Below are 19,388 nucleotides of genomic sequence, written 5' to 3' on the forward strand. Positions count from 1 at the left end.
AATAGATCATGAGAAAATATATACCTATAATAATCCTGCTCGTTTTATCAGCGTTCAACGTACAAATGGCCGAAGGATTAGCCCGTAAAGCATTAGTAGCTCCCGATTGTATGATAAATAATTTAATAAACGTAGCGAAAGTAGCTTCCGGCGTGACAAATATGGATTATTTGCTGGATGAGAACTTAAACAATTACGCAACATTTAGTGGTGTAGCCGGAGTCGATGTAGCCGTAGGACCCGTCGTACGAATCAAGGACCTTAAAAACGTATACCCCGCCGGTACTACAGCCGGTTTCTGTATCCAAGCAGGAGGAAATAGTAGTATCCTATCTTTAGATGTATTGAAAGGTATAGGTATTATGCTCTATAAAGGAGGGGTCTTACAAGAAACAATTCTAGTTAAAGAAGGACAAAATACCAGCGCTCTCAGCCTTCACTTGATACAACTACCGGGGCAACAGGAGGCCGTATCCTATCTTACCGTTACGTCCACCAAAGATTTTGACGAAGTCGGACTTATCAATACCGGAGTAGGTGTAGCCGCTCTCGGCGAGTTAAAGATCAGATACGCTTTCGTGGGAGATGCCGTAGAGAAGACTTTGACTACCAATAACTCGATAGCAGGGCTGAGTGTAACCGGATCAACTGTAGGCGCTACTAATACCAGTAGGCTTATTAATGCGGACTTAACAGATTTTTCCGTGGTAGGTTCCCCCGTTGGTTCTACCTATGTTGAATTATCTTGGACAAGTGATTATCCAGTAGGCACAGAAGTCGGATTTAAATACAAAGATACTGGTATCTTAAACATAAATCTACTAGCCACTACCACACTTACGTTAACCGATAGCAAAGGAAACACATCAACTACGACTTTCGAGCCTTCAGTATTGGGGCTCGGCGTTCTCTCACAAGGGGTCGTTCAAGTTTCGGTCATAGCAGGCCAAGCATTTAACAAAGCTAGGCTAACTTTTGCGAGTGTTTTAAGTACAAATGTAAAATCAGTCTATTATGGCTACATCTATGAACCATTGAAAGTTACTCATCATCATAACTTCGGATTGACCGTAAATACAACAATATGCGCCGACCAAACCACTTACCAACTTACAGGAAATAGCGATATCACAAAATGGGAAGTCGTAAGCCAACCCACGGGAGAGAACGTAGCAGTCTCATCCACCGGAAAAGTTACGAATATGACTGCCGGAGTAACCGGTGACTACGTATTCCGGACAACCGCCTCAGATGGTGATAGCGAACTAGTGACAATTACAAAAGGCATACAGACAACCGTCTCAAACGGATGTAACCAGCCCGTGACCGATGTATCTCTATCTACAAAAATTAACGAATCAAGCGGAAGTTTGATCTCTCTAAGCAATATAAGCCATAAAGAGAATATTATTGATGCCAGCATGAGTACCTACGCCGAATATACCGGAGGCCTAAATCTTGTGGATAACTTGCAGATTATAGGTGTAAAGAAAAATAGCGGGACATTCAGTGATGGTACGTCGAAAAGAGTCGGGTTCGTTGTAGAGACCAGTTCCACTTTATTGAGCGCCAACCTTCTCCAATTTTTCCAGATAAGAATATATAATAACCAGACTAAAACCTACGAGAAAGTAATAGATAATTCAAATGTGATATCGGCAGGCGTAATCGGAAGCGATGGATCGCTAAAAGTCCGTTATAGCATTATAGTGCCAGCAGATAGGAGTTTCAACGAAATAACTTTATGGAAAAGCGGTGTGCTTTCTACCAACCTTTCTACCTTGCGCATTTATGGCGTATTCGTAGAACCGGCCAACTTGAATTGCTACGATAATCCGATAGGTTGTAGCACGACTATGATATCAACCGATAAGACTGGGGCAAATATCAACTACGCCTACACAGGGATCAATGCTCTTGCAAGTGTTGGCGGTACGATACTGAACCTTGCGAACCTAATTGATAACGATCCTACCACCTATACCTCCATCGGTGGAATCGGAGTTGCGTCATCCGTTAACATAGCCGTGAAAGTCGGAGGCGTACTCAACGCCACTCATAATATAGGATTGATCATCGACAAGGCCACATATTTAGCTGGAGTATCTGTAGGAAGTTGGATGACCCTATCTACCTATTATAAAGGTACCGCTACCGGTGAAGTACTTACAAACTGGAGCGTACTGGGATTAGACGCTATCGGCTATGGAGATAAGGAGTATCTAACCATGCGTCCGCATGCTCAATTCGACGAGATACGGATCACGGTTAACGGAGCCATAGATCTCTTGAACAATATGAAACTATACGGCCTGTTCTTCCGTAATGATATCGATGGAGACGGTATACCTGATTGTATCGATGAGATATCATGCCCCAACGATCAGACAGATCTTGTGAACGTGAATATCAGTCCGATCTGCCAAAGCAGTAGCATTACAGTCACTGGCAAAGGTATTATGGGCAATAGCTATACACTATCTTGTACACCCCTAGGCATAAACGGGGCCAGCTATTCAATCACCGCTAGCGATGGTACTTTTAGCTGGGTGATCGGCCCGATATCCGTGGCCGGGCAATTCAACCTTATTGTTCAAGACAAGAAAGGCAAGATCGTCTCCAATCCATTTTTCGAGGTACATCCTTTAAATACCACTTGGAAAGTCAGTCCGGAAAACTCCAATTGGAATAACTGGAACAACTGGACGAATGGCTCTCCATGGACTTGTACCAATGTTACGATCCCCGCTAACTGTAACATCTACCCGACCCTTACCAGTGTAGAGCAAAACGGATGCAATAACATTTACTTCGAATCAGGGGGTGAAGTTACAAACACCCATTTATTGATCTATCAAAAGGCATGGGTAGACCTTACTTTAACGCCGGAACGTTATTATATGCTATCTGCTCCCTTAAAAAGTATGGTCACCGGAGATATGTTTATCCCCGTAGCGGGAAATCCATCTCCATTCACCTCGCTCAACGCAAGTAATACCCCGCAAAACCGATTCAATCCTCGTATCTACCAACGTCTATGGGCGAGCGACGCAAAGGGACAAACCCTAAACAACGGACAAGTAACGGTCACACCCACAGAAACCCAATGGACACAGCCATTCAATGCGCTGGCGCAAGTCTATGAAATGGGAAAAGGCTTCTCTTTGAAAGCCGAGCAAGGATCGGCAAGCCTTCCGCTCACCTTCCGTTTTCCCAAAGAGCATACTGAATATGAATACGTAAATACCAGCAATCAAGGAACGGGAATCAAGGAGACTATTACCCGCTCAAGCATAGGACGTTTCATTTACGAGAATAATACCCAAGGCGTCTCTTTCCCGATCTCAGTTACGTTGACCAATAAGCAGGCTGGTACTTACTTCTTGGCTGGCAATATGTTCATGTCTCATCTGGATATCTCGGAATTCATGAATCAAAACCCTGCCGTAAAGTCCGTACAAGTATATGATGGAAATAGTAATAACTCCAATATTAATGCCAACGGACAATTATTGAATAACGGAGCAGGTTACACCCGGATAGCGCCTACGCAATCTTTCTTCATCTCCGTAGCATCAGCGGCTACTAGCCAGACCATCAAATATACAGAGTCTATGTTAGTATCCGCACCCGGACCGGACAATACATTGAAAAGCGCAGACTCCTCTATCCAAGAGGATCCATCCGCTCTTTATCTGACTGCCACCACAAGCCAAGCGGTAAGCAATGCATTGCTACGGTTCAATCCGGCCTCTGATAATAAATATGTCGCGGGAGAAGATGCAGAGCTCCTTATTGATAACGAGATACGCCCAGCGATCGCCATTTTTAGCGTGGCAAACGGAAAAGCGCTGGATATCCAACAGCTTCAGAACGCCACGGAGATACAGCTCGGTTTCTACTTACGCATTCCCGCTGAAGTAAGTTTATCCGTACGCAAAGCTTTAGGAGGAGAGTGGACCGGTTGGAGTTTGTTCGATGTGGAGAAGAACAAACGGTACTCACTGGATAATCCGGATATGAAAATAGATCTAGGTACTCTCTCCACCAACATCGGACGTTTCTATCTGACAAATGGTACGGTCACAGCCAACGAAAGCGATATATCCACCGAGAACAAGGTCTATTGCTATCGGGAAGGAACCAACCAAGTAATCATACGTTCCACAGCCGTCGTAATGACTCGCTGCGAGATTTACACCGTCAAGGGTCAACTAATAGACTCGGTTTCTTATCCGGCAGACGAATATCAGCTTCGTCTATCCCCGGGAATCAACCTAATCAAGGTATATATCCAAGACGAAACACCCCAAATTCTAAAACTTTCAAACTATTAAAGAAATGAAGAAAGCTATCGATATAAGCACATCGCCATACACAAAGTTATGCCGACTAATCAGTTCCCTATTACTACTCTCTTGGGTAGGATGCAGTAACGAGGATCTACCGGACCCGTCAGTTCCGGGGAGCAACAAAGAGCCGGTCGTACTTATCTTCAATGCCTCTCCGGCATTGATGACCCGCACCGTATTGACCAGTCCCGACAATTTGCAACATGTCCGGCAAGTTCAGCTTTATATTTTCGATGGGGCTACAGACAACGCTCGCTGCGTAGCCTCCGAGAATATAAACTGGCAATATGCGACTGGAGCGGATAATGGTCTCTCCACCAAAGAGCAGACCTATAAAGTTGTATACGAGGGCTTCCAAGCATCGAAAGTATATACATTCTTGGCAATCGGCTTAGACAACACCTCCGGGGCGACTTACGGCTTGCCCAATGCGATTCAAGCCAATCCTACCTCAGGTACCTTATTAAAGGATGCCAACGCTTTACTAGCGGCGGGAAAAGGCCGTACGGATATCGCCGGTTCTGAGCTTTTCGCCGGTTTCTCCCAATTAACCACGAATATCTTGAACGGAGGTACCGGACACGTAGATCTATACCGTCGTGTAGCTGGTGTTATCGGTTATTTCAAGAACATCCCCACTCAAATAGGGGGCGTAGACGTAAGCGCCTTACATATCGAATTATATACGATACAGAACAAAAGCGTCCCTTTGATCAAACGAGATTCAAATGATTATATCATGGGGCCGATGAGTTCCGATCCGAACGATAAGATTATCGTAAATATACCCAAGAGTGCGTTTGTAACTGGTGGAACCACGATTAAAGGTTCTTATATTCTCCCTATACCCGCCCCCGTTCCCACGGATAAAGATTACACATTGCAAGTCGTACTAGTAGACGCGAGCGGGACACCTTTATATACTCATAAAGTAAGGTTATCCCCCGACGGCGAAGTATCCGAGACCAATGGCGGTACAGGAATCATCGTTCCAACAAATGACCCTTACCGCTTTCCAATCCTAACAAATCACTTTTATAGTATTGGAACGCAAGCTAGTCCGATAGATCTCAATTCTATACATTAATTTCTCCATAAATTCACGAACATAGAACAAATAACCCACGAAAATACTACCTTTCCTCTATAATCGTTTTTGTAATGTAAGCATCCAATCCCTATGGCAATACCCCTTAGCCCCAGTATTTACTGGGGTTCTAGAGTCATAGAAACATTGAATTGATTTGTTATTTATTTGATTTTAACACAGAAGTTCTTGTGTCATGAGTTCATAATCCCTTCGGCCTTCAGCGATCATGCCAAAGAAGCGCCTGAAAAATTCCAGTGGAGGCTTCTTCAAAAGTTTGCATGTCTCGACAATGGATAAATAGACTGCCGTGACATGGCCACCATTCTCGCTGCTAAACCCACCGAAGCTTTTCCGCAGATTGGTAAATGGGCGGACTGCACGCTGTCGAGTAGACCAAGGGAATTTCACCCTCAGCCTCTCTCGGAACCGTACGTGAAAGTCTCCCTTCATACGGCTCTTCGCATTCGAATCATTTCTTTTGACGTGCATAGGGTTATTTGATATTTGAGACACCTTCCGTGAGCGATACTGTGGATGAGGACAAAAAGCTATTTACCCCCGGATGAGCCTCTTATAGAGTAACGAACGCAAACCATTAGGGAGAAGACGGATCACTAAGCGAATACAGACATTCTTTAGCAAGGAGAAAAAGCCGATAAAACCCATCTTGTAAAACAGCGTCTGCAACCTCACTTCCGTTACGGCATACCGCCATCCTCCCCGCCGCCGAAACATATCCGGCGAGAAGCGGAAAAAGAGCAGGCTCTCTTGTATATTATAGAACCGGGTACCATTCATCAGCATCCGTACCCACAGATAATAATCCTCGAACAAAGGAAAATGCTTATATCCTCCAGCCTTCAGCACGGCCGACTTCCGAAACATCACCACCGGATGGTTCACCGGACACCTTCCCTTGGCAAACCTCAAGATATTTTCATGCTGCTCCGGCACTTTCCGCATGGAAAGTACATTTGATACCTCCCCTTCAAACTCATCGATCCAAGCCCCCACTACATCAATTTCCGGATGTTCCAAAAATATCGCCAATTGCTTCTCAAAACGATCCGGCTTAGCGATATCATCCGTGTCCATACGAGCCACAAGGTCATACGAACAATGCTTCAGCCCCTCGTTAAGAGCCTTGCCGAGACCTCGGTTGGTGGGCAAAGAAATCACTTTTAACTCAGGATGCTGGCTTGTGAATTCTTTTATGACCGCATACAGCTCATCCGTCAAAGGACCATCTTCCACCAAGACAACTTCTATAGGCAATAGCGTTTGCGTGAAGATACTGGTCAGACTTTGACGTAAAAATAGTGGGCTCTCTTTATGATATAAAGAAAGTAATACGGAAAATAACATAAAAAGTATATATGTAATTTATTATTAATAATAAGAGAATATTTTCCTTTGCAATGCACAAAACACAAAAGGAACAAAGTATTTATTTGACTCAGGGAATATTAAAAACCATTCACTTATATTCCTAAAATGAGGATCTAATAACAATTTCTGTTTTGCAAACTGTTTGAGTACCGCTAATTTATTTCTATATTTATTAGATTTCCCTATAGACTCTACAAACCTATCCAAGTCTGAGACTGCTGCTATCATATGAGCAGGTACATCATAACTAAAAATAGTGGAACAAAGAGATTTACTATTGTATTGTGTATAATGATAATATATTCCTTCACAAAACATTATACTTTTAGCACACATCAAGCATTTAATTAAAAATATAGAATCTTCCCACATACAAACATTTTCAGGAAAAACAATTTCATTAATTCTAAACAGATCTGTCAAAACAAGTTTATTAACTATAGCCCCCCAACATTTTCCACACATTACAGCAGACAAATAATCCTCTATATCATTTGCTCTATACATCCTTACAGGCTCGGATCTATCCTCGAATTCTTTAACTAATCCCATATAAACTATATCCGCTTGAGTAGACTTCGCCTTACTTATCAGTTTTTCAAAGCAATCTTTATCTATCCAATCATCAGAGTCGATCTGTATGCAATACTTTCCTCTACAATGGTCTATACCAAACTGTCTAGTAGCGCTTACCCCATGATTAGAACGATTAAAAAAACGTATTCTAGAATCCTCTTTCTCATATCGTTCACAAATAGTAACAGAGCTATCGGTACTGCCATCGTTGATAAGTAACACCTCGAAATCCACAAATGTCTGAGATAAAACAGAAGATAGACATCTATCCAAAAAAAGCTCTGAGTTATAAACCGGTATAATAACCGATATGGTAACTTCCATATTATTATTTTTTAAAGATCTACAAACTGGAAAGGAGAACATTTATGCACAGAGTTCCATATATAAAGCAGAAATGTAATATTTGTAATAAAAAAGATAGAGAACGAACACGCCATCATTACTAAATTACATTTCCTAATATGATGAAAGATATATCTGTACATATAAGCATAAACGATAAAATTCAAGCTTACGAACGGATAGATCAACCGAGAGAGTAATATAGAATCTGCGAATATAGTCGTAAACAACATTCCCATAAAATATAATCTGTAATACACGACAAAAATTTCATCGGTATACCTATGAAGGAGATATTTGGAGGATATGGCAATAATCAATGTAGTCACAAAATTCAAAAAGAAACTTTGTTCACTGAGCCCTGTCTCCTTGAAAAATACTTGTTCTCCATACCCTGCATAGCCCTGGGGAGCATAATTTATAATAAGGTCAAACACAGACGATAATATAGGTTTGGACAGAAAAAACACCAACACACATAGCATACATTGAATCCGCCAATCATCAATAAGAATCTTATGTTTCACGCCTAACAAATAACATGGCAATAATATGAAGGACGAATAATGGAATCCCATTGCCATCAGTATAAAAATCAAATATTTAAGCAACGATCTATTATAAATATATCGGATAGAAAACAAAAATATACAAAAGGCTATAGCATGACGTTGTATGTTAAGAAAAGAAAACAGCGTACCCGAAATTAACAAAGTCACACTATACCATTTGACCATATCTCTATCTTTATCAAGAGAAATATAAAACAAAGAAAACATAATAAAACATACCAATATACTCATGCAATAATAAGGTAAACCGAACAAAAAAGGTATATGGTTTACAATTTGGTATAAAGGTTCTATTCTTTCATTCGATATATTCCATAACAAGTCAGCATTTTGAGTGTCATATATTTCTTCATAAGCAAGATAATCTGTCCCTATATTATATCTTAAACCTAGGACTAACGACAATACCATAATGGGAATTGCATACACCAATTTTGTTTTTTTCCTGAAAGTATTGAAAGATACAGATCTATAACCTATAGAAGAAGCAAAGAGAGAAGAAAATTCATTACTCAGCCCAAAATACACGAATAAAAAAGTAATCAATGATAAATACAGAAAATAAGACTCAATCATACTTTATAGTACCATTATATGATTTAAAAAGGTAATATTCTAGCCATGGCATATAAAATCCGGATCGGCATAAGGCATAGAACATATTTAACCTTATTCTTCCAAGAGCAAGATAGAAGATTTATTACCGAAAAAAAGCGTTTATGCTTCCGCCCTAAACATTGTAACAGCTCACTCGCATATGCTTTGTCATTTAGTCTATACCCATTACATATCAAAGTAAGATAAAATGTTCTTAACTTTGAGTAAATACATGCTCGATGATACTTTTCGCTTAATGACAAACAGGTGTCAAAAATAAAAAGCATATCTTCCACATGTTTCATTGTCAAATTACTCATGATTGAACCATTTTTCCGAATTCGATAGAAATAAGTAACCCTATTACAAACAGCCATAGAATTAGCGACTAATGCTAATTTGAATGACCATAATTCATCCTCATGATATATATTGGGGGCAAAAAAAACTTCATTCTTCAAAAGAAATGAACGAGAGACCATCTTGTTCCAAGCCATCATATACCACAGAGATTCCGAATATGAATGGGATATCTTTTTATTTCCGAACAAATAGCCTGATTCCATACGTAGGTAATCCTTCTGTTCTGAATCCTCTCCGAAAGTTGCGATATCCCCAACCACAAAATCTACCGCATGTTTCTCCAACATCGTAACCATACGCTCTATGGCATCTTCCGCTATATAATCATCACTATCCAAAAAGTATAGATAATCACCCGTAGCTTCTCGGATACCACTGTTTCGAGCCTCAGACAAACCTTTATTGACCTCATGAGTCACAATCCTTACCTCTAGGCGAGAAGATTTAGCAGTCAGGATAGATTTCACAATACACATAGAATCATCTTGCCCGCAATCATCTACAATGATACACTCTATATTTGGATAAGTTTGGCTCAATACAGAATTCAAACAATCCTCAATATAGGAAGCCACATTATAAACTGGAATAATAATCGAAACTTTCAACATATTATCACCATATAAATTTAATCTCATCTAAATCACTTAACCAAGAAAGGTAGAAGGAACTATTTTTACCATAAGAATTATCAAAAAAGACAAAGGGTTTACCTAGTAATATGGATAAAATAGCCACATGCAATCTAGTCGTATATATTTTATCATAAGAAGTTATAAAACGGACACCTTCATGGATAAGTAATCTCTTTAGGTATAATGCCCAATTATCCGAAAGCCTATTTAAAGAAAGTTTAATGAACAAATTCAACATCTTAGCACTTAATGGTATTATCTCCATAGTTGGCCAATCTCGTATCTCTACCGGCTCTCTTATATATTGTCTACAGTCATCCTCTAGGAATTCTATATCATTACGTTTCAAATATAAATTCTTCCCTGTTGATCTTACCAATGAAGAGACTAATCGGTCTCTAGGGATACAAAACGCCATATCCGGCAACAATAATCTCCCACAATTAACAAAATAAGCCTCAAGCAATCGATAAGATCTTTGATCTCTCGCACAAATATGCAAATCTGGATGTTTCATCATCAAAGCTGCATCAGACAGCATCTGTTTATCATTTTTATAATAAATGGTCTGTGGAAGAATAACTATCTTATTATTGGGATATAGCTTAATTACTTTTAACCTAAAATCCTGATGCCTCCTCCATATATCCCCAAAATTACCTCCTCCTTGCAATAATATTGTCGTATCTTTTGGTAACGGCCTATATGAGAATGTCTGACAGGAACATCGATACAAACATTTAGCAGGTAAAGAGCTTAAGAAAGTTTCCGTACCCTCCCAGATTAAGGCATCCCCTATATTTGTATAGTAAGGCAAATCCAAAAACACGTAAGAATCAGATATCAATGGAATCAATTGATATCTAATAACAGATCTTAATGCATCTACTTTTTGGGCAAAATTCATCGCTTATTCGTTTTTAAAGACTTCACTAAAAACTTTCTTATTTTCGCTCTGTATACTTTCCAACGCAATTCACCATTGACACGATCCTTTTCCTCCCTTGTATACTCACAGTTTGAATCACAAAGTTTAGTAGACATAAAATGCTTCATTTCTGGTTTCAGCCATTCTGAATGATCATCACATGTTCTATTCCTCATATCGGCGTAAGTTGGAGTCTTTAACTCAGGTATATTTCCCAAAGTAAGAAAAGCATGGGCATTATAACAATGATATTCAAGACAGTTATTCCCTATTGGAGTAAAATCGATAGGTACATTTGGATCATCAAATATATTTTGGCTTTTAAAAGAGCAATAGCATTGTGTCATAACGCCAGTTCCCAAATTTAGATAAAAAGACCAATCACCTGCATAACAAAACTCCGTCCTCTTTTTTCCAAAGACAGACAACTTGTAATCAAATAGAGGAGAATTAAAAAAAGACCAAGTCTTTTTATATTCTTCTTTCGACATATCCGTAAGAATAGGCAACATTTTCGGGTCTCTCTCATCACGTCCTACAGTCACATGGCATACAGCACCTACATTCTCTAATGCAGCCTGACACATCTCCTTTATATAAGGAACCAGTTCATCAGAAGGAGTAGCCTCAAGCGTAAATGAGCATCCCGCATCCCTGATTCTTTTTATGTTATCGAAAAAACGTTCTAATAGATTCTTTCTTTTTAACTCCATATAGTGATATGAGAATTTAAAGAATAATCGGCTTAATAATTCTGCTGGAAAACTTGCAATTTCCTCAAATCGCTTAGAGACAGTAGCATTAGTTACTATCATTACATAATGACCCTCTTCGAGCAAAGCTCTCACATATTCTGTCATTTCAGGAGGTAACAAAGTCTCTCCTCCACCACAAAGATTAATTAAGCAAACACCTCCCAATCGTTCTCGAGATAATGACTTTCGCACTTGCTCCGAGCTATATTTAAAAGTTGGCAATTTATTATCAAAAAGCCGATGCTGAGTAATATAGCAATAATGGCACCGTAACGTACAAGTTGTAACCGGTACATAACAATCAATAAAACGCTTTATACCATCCATAATTATTTATTCTAAAAAAGTAAATTTATACCCATTTTTTTTCAGCCATTCAAGATTCAGACATAACTTATAATAATTAAATCTGTGTAAACGTGTATCATAAGCCCATTCATGAGTAAATATCACCAATGTATCCTTATTTCTCAAACGCTCCAAATCATAATATAAAAATAAACTATTCTCCAATCTTATATTTGTCTTAAAATATTCAACATCTCTCCTTACATAGAAGTTTTTTTGCATAAATTCATTCTCCTGCTTCGTCAAATCATAACTACATCTATCATCATCTGCACAAAGTAATCCCTTGATATTACATGAGTCAAGAAATGATACAATACTATCATTCCCATAAAAATAGTGAAGACGAAGAACATGCGATAGAGAGCTGCTATCCGCAAATTTACTGATAGCATTTTGAACATTAAAAAAAGACATTTTAAAATCATCAAGACTGATATTCTTATCAAAATCAGGACTTATCCAATGAAATCCCCACTTCAACCACGATGTGTTCTCCTTAAGTTCTTTCCTATATTTAACAGGCATATCACCTATGTCAAAACCATCGGCCTTTTCAAATACATAAAGAGTGAAACAAGCTCCGTAGTCCTCATGCATATGTTTCAATTCTGCCAAGAACTCATTATCAAAGGCACTTTCATACCTCCGTTCATTTTGCTTTAAGTCTTCTAATACCCATACTACATCATCAAAACTGACATGTACAGCTTTACTGAAGCCATCCGACTTTTCAGGTAAGCAACAATAACTATAACCAATCCAAAAACCAAGGCAAAATAGTCCTATCAATAATACGATCAGAGAAATACGTTTTACAGTTTCCATACTTATCGTTTCAAGCGACTCCTAATCATTCGCAAAAAGAAATCTCGTTCCAATGAAGTAAATCCGACAAAGTATATTATCAATAAAATACTTCCTACACAACATACTAAAATGAGGAAAAATCCAGCAAAACTTATTAATTTATTAGCCAAAATATCCTTTATCAATACAATAATAGAAGAAGAAAGAATCGTAACCAATAAAGCTCTTCCAAAGACCTGTATGATAAATCGCTTTAATGAAATGGCAATAAAAATCTTCAAAATCAATAAACGTTCACTTAATGTTATACAAGAAATCACTATAGACACAATAAACACCACAGAAGGGGAATAATTTAATCTTAACAAAATCCACGCTAAAGGAATATTTAGTAAAATAGTACCTCCTACAATTATTTGATACCATTTTACTTTACCAGTAGCTTGAATTGAAGTTCCCATCGCATAGGTAAAAGATTCCAGTAATGAATTTATTATTACCAAACGAGTGAAAGCAACAGCATAACCTGGCACAACCTTTAACCAACATTTCAGAACGAATTCTGTTTCTATCAAAAGTGGGATTGAGAACAATAACAATAAAAAATAAGAGAACTTGGCTCCCCTAAACAATAATTGAATCATATAGTTCCTATCATCGTTCGCATATGATTTAATAATTTGAGGATTCAAAGCTGTTGTGAAATTTTGGACAAAACTATTGATAGCCGTATTAACTTGACTTGCGATTCCATAAGATGCGTTCAATACAGGACCATAAAAAATATTCAGTATCAAATTTAAACCTTGTGATTTACTTATCCACGCCAATGTACCAAACATACTCCAACCCGCAAAACTGGAGATCGTTTTATACAACGTCTTACTCCAATACAACTTATAATGGCATTCTTGAAAATTTCTTACGCAATAACATCTATAAAAAAGAGCGATTAAAACGGTCACTAAAAAGATTAATGCACCATATAACTTTAGTTTATCAAATGAAATACATTCCAGCAAAAATGCGACCACTAACTTTAATACAACTTCAACAATACTTATATATGCGTAAACACGCATTCGCTCCCTCGTGATAATAGCTGCATTATAAGGAGCTTGAACCATCGAGATAACAAATGAGAAAAGAGCGAATTGATAAACCCATTGAGCAGCCTCCATCCTAGATTCCGGAATATTCATCTGTGTAATAAGAAACCACAAGCCTATCGTTTCAGCTAATAACAAAACAATCAAGGCTATCCCAATGTGAATTGTCATAGATAAACTGAATACCTCCGCTAAACGTAACGGATTTCCTCTCCCTATTTCAAACGCTAAAAATCGCTGTGTTGATTGCGACATAGCGCCATTCAAAAAAGAACACATTGTCACGATTCCTCCTACCACATTATAAATGCCGAAATCCTCCACCCCCAGTACCTGTAGCACGACCCGGCTGGTGTACAACGTCACCCCCATGATCAGGAGCATACGCACGTAGAGGAACAACGTGTTCTTCGCTATCCGCTTATTGTTTTCTGTTGCAGCAGACATATAATTAAGAAAATTCTAAAACTTACCGACAATCAATCCCTCAAATTCGGGTCAACCGTAATACTCATCAAATTCTCAAGCGTATAACGCCGATAAAACTTAACGAAACCCAAATAAAAAACATAGGTAACGCAAAAAAGAAGAGTCAACGCAATTATAGCGAGCCAATCTATGCTCGAATAGAGATCTATAGTACGTAACTCAATCCAAAAACAATAGATGAACAAGCTACTTGACAAGAAGCTAAGACTCCTGAGAAATCCGTATAAGGCCACGTAATTATCGTATTTGGGGATATGGTTCCTATAATTTTCGTAACAATAATGCATAATAATCCGATGTATATCTTTACCCTCATCCATGGACGGCAAGGATAGATATTGCGATAACAACCGCATCTTCTTTCTTATTGATTCTTTCAGATAACTATCCAACGGTTTCAAGACATATACTCGAAATCTCAACCATTTGCCAAAGAAAAGAGAAGCTAAAGCGATCGGAAAAATAAAAACACAAACCAAGATTTTCCAAAATATCGTCCACCCCTTTCCTAATGTCTCATTCACAGCAAAAAATCTCTTATCATAATTATCATTCAAAAGGAATACCGAAGGATAACCATAACTCCAAATCAAGAACGGCTCAACCGTCAACGAGGAGAAATAGGAGATGAAATGCCCCACCACATAAGCCAATACCGTATAAGGGATCGTGTCATTCCAAGCAATTGAGCCTTCTATTCCTTTCGAATAAAAATCCGGTATCGTGACTGCTCCATCCATTGAGCAGATCACCTTAACGAACATGACACACAATAAACCAGGGAAAAGATATCCCAAGAAATCATAAAACGAGAACGGATTCTTCAACATTTTCACAAGAATTTAATTCCTTGATACTTTGAATATCATCAAATTGTAATACGATGGTATTTGTTCTTGATGTATTCTTGCAACTTATAATACCCTCCAAGTCCTCATCCTTCATATTCGTGATCCAAATAAAATCACCTTCACCTATTTTCAGGTTTGGCAAACGAATCAAATATCGAGTCCATAATTCATTAAACTCAAATCTTATATCAGATAAACTGAAAGACCGGATAGCCTTAAATATCAGCATCTCACCACCTTCCGGAAAACAGACTTTACGGATGTACTTTAGCTTTTCCATTTGGATAATATTTTCTTACTCATTTTTTGGGATTCCTTCTCTATATTATAGCATCCCTCCATGATATTCTTGAACAAGACAGAGTTCTCTGAATTCAACAACCTACAAGAAAAACTTGTCGTTATAGCTGTCTTATAAGGCTTGGTCTCCAAGATTATGGATCCTGTATCCTTTTTTTCATCCACGGCTATCACTGTTCCAAAAGGAATCGTATTATGCAGATAGATCTGAATTTTCTTGTTATTTTTACACAGTCTGAAAAGGGATTCTACGGACTTCTTTATATTCGACCGTAAAGTTTCCTCCGATAGATTCAATATAGGAGCCATCACTTTTATCAAGCTGAGATTATCCGGGTTCAATAACGAGATTTTTAGTTCCAATGCTTTGTTTCTTTTCAATAATGATTCCAATACCCTTTCAAGATCATGATAAAGAATAGCGTTACTCAGAGAAACACTCATTATTCTTATGGAAGAGGTCGCCTTAAATAAATAGCTCTCTATACTAGAATCCTTGTCGCTCTCCCGATAGTTTTTCCTTGTAGGAACAAAGTCCGCCAATCCACTTCTCAATATGGCTTCTTCCTTTATAAAATCCTTACGCTTAAGAGAACAAGCACAACGCCCCTCATAACCCAATAAATCAAGAACGACCGATATTTTCTCCTTAAAGACAGTGTCAGCGATCCCCGGAAGTTCATCTATAGCCTCACTCACCTCATCCAATTCTATTTCTGAACGGACAGAGTCCGACGGATTGATATGTATGATGTTCTTTGAGTGAATCAGGTCTTCCGAATATTCTTTGGAAAATGATTCAGAGGAATTAAACATGGCACTTATCACGTTCTTTATCTTTGACGGGTTAAATGTCCTCAAGGAATTATATTGCCTTGCCTGTTCTCCTGGAGGAATACATTGGGTTCCAAGCGACAAGACCCGTATCCTATCAACAGGTATATCCAACTCATTCACGCAATACAAAACAGAAAGTAATGTAGGATTATTAGCCCACAACCCTCCATCCAAGAAATAATGATCCACATTGCTCGAAGCCCGATAAGCATCAAAATAAAACGGGGCAGCAGCACTTGACATCAAAGCATCCACCATAGAGGTGTTACTGTCCTGAGTGAATATATTATGCTTGTAATTCTCCAGGCTTGTCGAAGGGATGAGAAGCTTTGTTTTTGCCTCATTCAGACAAGTATTTCCAAAAGTCAAAGACAATTTCTTCTGTAGATTCTCACTGGAATACCAGGAATGTCTTATATACTTCAAATGTTTCCCCCTAAAAATCGCATTTCCATCCTTTTTATAGAGGTCAACAACCTTTTCCATTCTGATGCCACAAGCCAACGCAGCCCCCACTATAGAGCCAGTAGAGGTACCGGCCACCAGATCAAACACATCATTAAAGGAAACTCATACCTTTCCTCCAACAAATTCAAAAATGTAGCTTGGAAGATCCCCTTTATTCCTCCTCCGGATAAAGCTAATATGTTGAACGTATTTTGAAACATCTACACGAACCTAATTTTATCTAATCCCATCATCCAACCCTGTATAAGGACTTCATACAGTCCTGAAGAAGGCGGTTATACAAGGCTGAAGAAGGGATCATACAGCGAGCCTATTCTATTTATGGATAAAGAGGGCTTGCCGTTCTTCTGATTTTAAATCTCATCAGGACTTTCACTGTCGCCACCGCCATCAGCGGGTTTGCCGCCAATCCAAACTGGCACGCTTACGCTACGGGGCGTTTTCAAAAGACGGTTTGATGTGGAATACTGCGTCGTCAACGTCAACGTGTACTCGCCCTCGGTCAGGCCGGCTGGCAGGAGCAGCGTGAGCGAGGAGGGATTATTGATCGTGATCTGGTCATCCGTCAGTTTCGTGGCAGCCCCCTTGGAATCGGTCAACGTAACGCCTACCGACTCGTGGTCACCAACCACCTTCAGCATCGCGCCACGGACAAAGAAGTTGTGGCCCGCAGTGGCACTGCCGTCCTTCAAGCCCGTCTTGCGATCCTCGGTCTCCAGGATGTACATGATATTAGACTTCTCGCCGAGGATCTCAACCACGGTCTTGGCGATCGCCTCGCGCAGGGCCTTGTCTTGCGTGAAAGAGACGTAGATGGAATTATTCTCCTTGTTCCAAACGCCGCCCTCGACCACGCCTTTCAGCTGGGGAACGGCACGGAACAGACCCGTGTTCACACTATAGCCGTTCAAGATCAAGTCCATTACTACCCGATGGTAGAGCGCCACCGAATGGTGAAGCGTCTCCGGACGCAGGCCGGTGTCTTGCTTGTACATCTCTTCCAACACGTCATCCAAAGTTAAACTTCCAGCCGAGGCCAGCAGCAGGATCTTGTCCGTCTTGTTGTCGGTGGTCACCGCATTGTCGATGAGCCAGCCTTTCAATACTTTCTTCATGGTATTTTTGATTTAAAGGAAGAGTGGAATTGCTCCCCCGGATTATTACTTATACCTTAGAATTTCTTCCCGAACGCTATGTTCAAGAAAGTCTTCATCAATATCTTGAAATCGAACAGCCATGAGCGGTGCTCTAAATAGAACAAGTCATAGCGTAAACGACGAAGCATCTTCTCCAGCGTATCCGTATAGCCATTGTAGAGCGTGGCATACGAGGTCACGCCCGGACGGATCTGATAAAGATAACGATAGCGGGGATCGCGTTCCATGATCTGGTCGATGTAGAACTTTCGTTCCGGACGGGGGCCGATAAAAGACATATCACCGATGAAAACATTCCACAATTGGGGCAACTCATCCAAATGATGCTCACGCAGGAACTTGCCCGCACGTGTCATGCGGGGGTCCGTGCCTCCCTTATAAAGGGCCGGGCCAAATTTCTCAGCGTCCAGCCGCATACTGCGGAACTTATAGATGTTGAACGGACGACCGAAACGACCGATACGCTCTTGCTTGAAGATAGCCGAACCGCCATCCTCACGCCTTACGACGATATAGCAAATTAAAAACAATGGGGAGAATACGGCCAAAGCGATGAAGGCCAAAAGACAATCCCCAATACGCTTCACGTTACGTTCGAAAGCATTCATCCCATCCGGAATAAAATCAGAAGGTTTTTCCAAACTCTCTTTCATAATCATGTCTAGTTAGTTATTCAATAAAGGCAACCCTTTCACCTCGCCAGCATGCCACTCCCGGTAGTCCACAAGGGAGAGTCCGGGTACAGTTAATTGCTTGTAATCCTTATCATCTCTTCGCAAGATGTGCTTGCGGGCATACGAACGGAGCGAACGATCCGTCACGGATACCATCACCACAGGAAACGGGTAGCCGAGCAAGCGCATCGGCGTAACCTCGCTGTCCGGGAACGCACGGCGCAACTGATAGGCTGAGCACTCGAACGCCACCCAGTAAGGACCCGTGCAATACAGGTGGATGGAAGCGATATTCGTACGCTCGCGGCTCATGATCTCACTAAAATGCTCGTTCAGCAACCGCACCAAACGAACGCCGGAAGGAAGGGAAGACATTTCTTTTTGATTTATGATTTTTGATTTAAACTGTCAACTGTCACTTGTCAACTGATTTCGTGTTTCAGCCAGCGATCGCAATCGTCCAGCCGGCGGATCAAGGATAACTTGCTTTTCTTAGGCGAGGACTCACCCCGCCACGGGTCCACCACCTCATGCGCCATCTGCCGGTAAAGGGCGCTGTCCGTGCAACCGTAGAGCGTCACCAGCAACAAGGCACGGGATTGCGGAGCTTTCACCACCGGGAGCATGCCGCGCATCGTGTCATGCAAACGTGTGAACTCCTCCTCATCGCCCAACAACTTGTAGGCAGAAAGAAGCAATGAGTAGATCTTGCAACGCATCACGTCCGTCTCCGCACGGAGCGA

The 19,388-nt window shown here is 40.2% G+C and carries 16 protein-coding genes and 1 pseudogene; 2 read left to right on the top strand and 15 right to left on the bottom strand.

Features of this window, described 5'->3' with window-relative positions:
- Positions 1 to 8: 8 nt before the first annotated feature.
- Both D7V92_RS17880 and D7V92_RS17885 read left to right on the top strand, forming a co-directional pair.
- The gene (locus D7V92_RS17880) at positions 9 to 4,337 is read left to right on the top strand and encodes a hypothetical protein (RefSeq protein WP_147425517.1); all 4,329 of its coding nucleotides are present in this window, start codon (positions 9 to 11) and stop codon (positions 4,335 to 4,337) included.
- A gap of 4 nt (positions 4,338 to 4,341) precedes the next feature.
- A complete protein-coding gene (locus D7V92_RS17885; protein WP_121773425.1) occupies positions 4,342 to 5,439 on the top strand; it encodes a FimB/Mfa2 family fimbrial subunit in 1,098 nt (365 codons plus the stop codon).
- 555 nt (positions 5,440 to 5,994) lie between these two features.
- Here D7V92_RS17885 and D7V92_RS17895 read toward each other — a convergent pair.
- The 15 genes and pseudogenes from D7V92_RS17895 to D7V92_RS17965 form a co-directional block, all read right to left on the bottom strand.
- Positions 5,995 to 6,807, bottom strand: coding sequence for a glycosyltransferase (locus D7V92_RS17895; RefSeq protein WP_121773426.1), 813 nt, complete (start codon positions 6,805 to 6,807; stop codon positions 5,995 to 5,997).
- Positions 6,808 to 6,831: 24 nt separating this feature from the next.
- Positions 6,832 to 7,731 (bottom strand): glycosyltransferase family 2 protein, encoded by a 900-nt coding sequence (locus tag D7V92_RS17900; RefSeq protein ID WP_008771874.1) that lies wholly within the window; start codon positions 7,729 to 7,731, stop codon positions 6,832 to 6,834.
- Between the two features lie 11 nt (positions 7,732 to 7,742).
- On the bottom strand, positions 7,743 to 8,900 hold the full coding sequence (locus D7V92_RS22760) for an EpsG family protein (protein ID WP_121773427.1): 1,158 nt from the start codon (positions 8,898 to 8,900) through the stop codon (positions 7,743 to 7,745).
- A gap of 23 nt (positions 8,901 to 8,923) precedes the next feature.
- A complete protein-coding gene (locus D7V92_RS17910; protein WP_121773428.1) occupies positions 8,924 to 9,922 on the bottom strand; it encodes a glycosyltransferase family 2 protein in 999 nt (332 codons plus the stop codon).
- Positions 9,900 to 10,826 (bottom strand): polysaccharide pyruvyl transferase family protein, encoded by a 927-nt coding sequence (locus D7V92_RS17915; RefSeq protein WP_008771871.1) that lies wholly within the window; start codon positions 10,824 to 10,826, stop codon positions 9,900 to 9,902. Before D7V92_RS17915 ends, D7V92_RS17910 begins: the two co-directional genes overlap by 23 nt.
- A complete protein-coding gene (locus D7V92_RS17920) occupies positions 10,823 to 11,929 on the bottom strand; it encodes a radical SAM protein (RefSeq protein ID WP_008771870.1) in 1,107 nt (368 codons plus the stop codon). The genes D7V92_RS17915 and D7V92_RS17920 overlap by 4 nt, the downstream gene beginning before the upstream one ends.
- Before the next feature lie 6 nt (positions 11,930 to 11,935).
- Positions 11,936 to 12,778: a hypothetical protein gene (locus D7V92_RS17925; protein ID WP_121773429.1), complete on the bottom strand. Its 843-nt coding sequence runs from the start codon at positions 12,776 to 12,778 to the stop codon at positions 11,936 to 11,938.
- A gap of 2 nt (positions 12,779 to 12,780) precedes the next feature.
- Positions 12,781 to 14,316: a lipopolysaccharide biosynthesis protein gene (locus D7V92_RS17930; RefSeq protein WP_121773430.1), complete on the bottom strand. Its 1,536-nt coding sequence runs from the start codon at positions 14,314 to 14,316 to the stop codon at positions 12,781 to 12,783.
- 32 nt (positions 14,317 to 14,348) lie between these two features.
- A complete protein-coding gene (locus tag D7V92_RS17935; RefSeq protein WP_121773431.1) occupies positions 14,349 to 15,188 on the bottom strand; it encodes a hypothetical protein in 840 nt (279 codons plus the stop codon).
- On the bottom strand, positions 15,160 to 15,489 hold the full coding sequence (locus D7V92_RS17940; RefSeq protein ID WP_121773432.1) for a hypothetical protein: 330 nt from the start codon (positions 15,487 to 15,489) through the stop codon (positions 15,160 to 15,162). Before D7V92_RS17940 ends, D7V92_RS17935 begins: the two co-directional genes overlap by 29 nt.
- Complete coding sequence (locus D7V92_RS17945) at positions 15,477 to 16,901, bottom strand: patatin-like phospholipase family protein (protein ID WP_121773433.1); 1,425 nt, start codon at positions 16,899 to 16,901, stop codon at positions 15,477 to 15,479. The genes D7V92_RS17940 and D7V92_RS17945 overlap by 13 nt, the downstream gene beginning before the upstream one ends.
- 266 nt (positions 16,902 to 17,167) lie before the next feature.
- Positions 17,168 to 17,929, bottom strand: a complete 762-nt coding sequence (locus D7V92_RS17950) for a DNA-binding domain-containing protein (RefSeq protein ID WP_121773434.1) — start codon at positions 17,927 to 17,929, stop codon at positions 17,168 to 17,170.
- Positions 17,930 to 17,985: 56 nt separating this feature from the next.
- Entirely contained in the window at positions 17,986 to 18,630 is a 645-nt protein-coding gene (locus D7V92_RS17955; protein WP_121773435.1) for a sugar transferase, read from the bottom strand.
- A 6-nt stretch (positions 18,631 to 18,636) separates the two neighbouring features.
- On the bottom strand, positions 18,637 to 19,020 hold the full coding sequence (locus D7V92_RS17960; RefSeq protein ID WP_121773436.1) for a hypothetical protein: 384 nt from the start codon (positions 19,018 to 19,020) through the stop codon (positions 18,637 to 18,639).
- Between the two features lie 47 nt (positions 19,021 to 19,067).
- Positions 19,068 to 19,388: pseudogene (locus tag D7V92_RS17965) on the bottom strand (transcriptional regulator); the annotation flags it as partial.

The organism is Parabacteroides sp. CH2-D42-20, assembly GCF_003670185.1.
In the GTDB taxonomy this organism is placed as follows: domain Bacteria; phylum Bacteroidota; class Bacteroidia; order Bacteroidales; family Tannerellaceae; genus Parabacteroides; species Parabacteroides distasonis.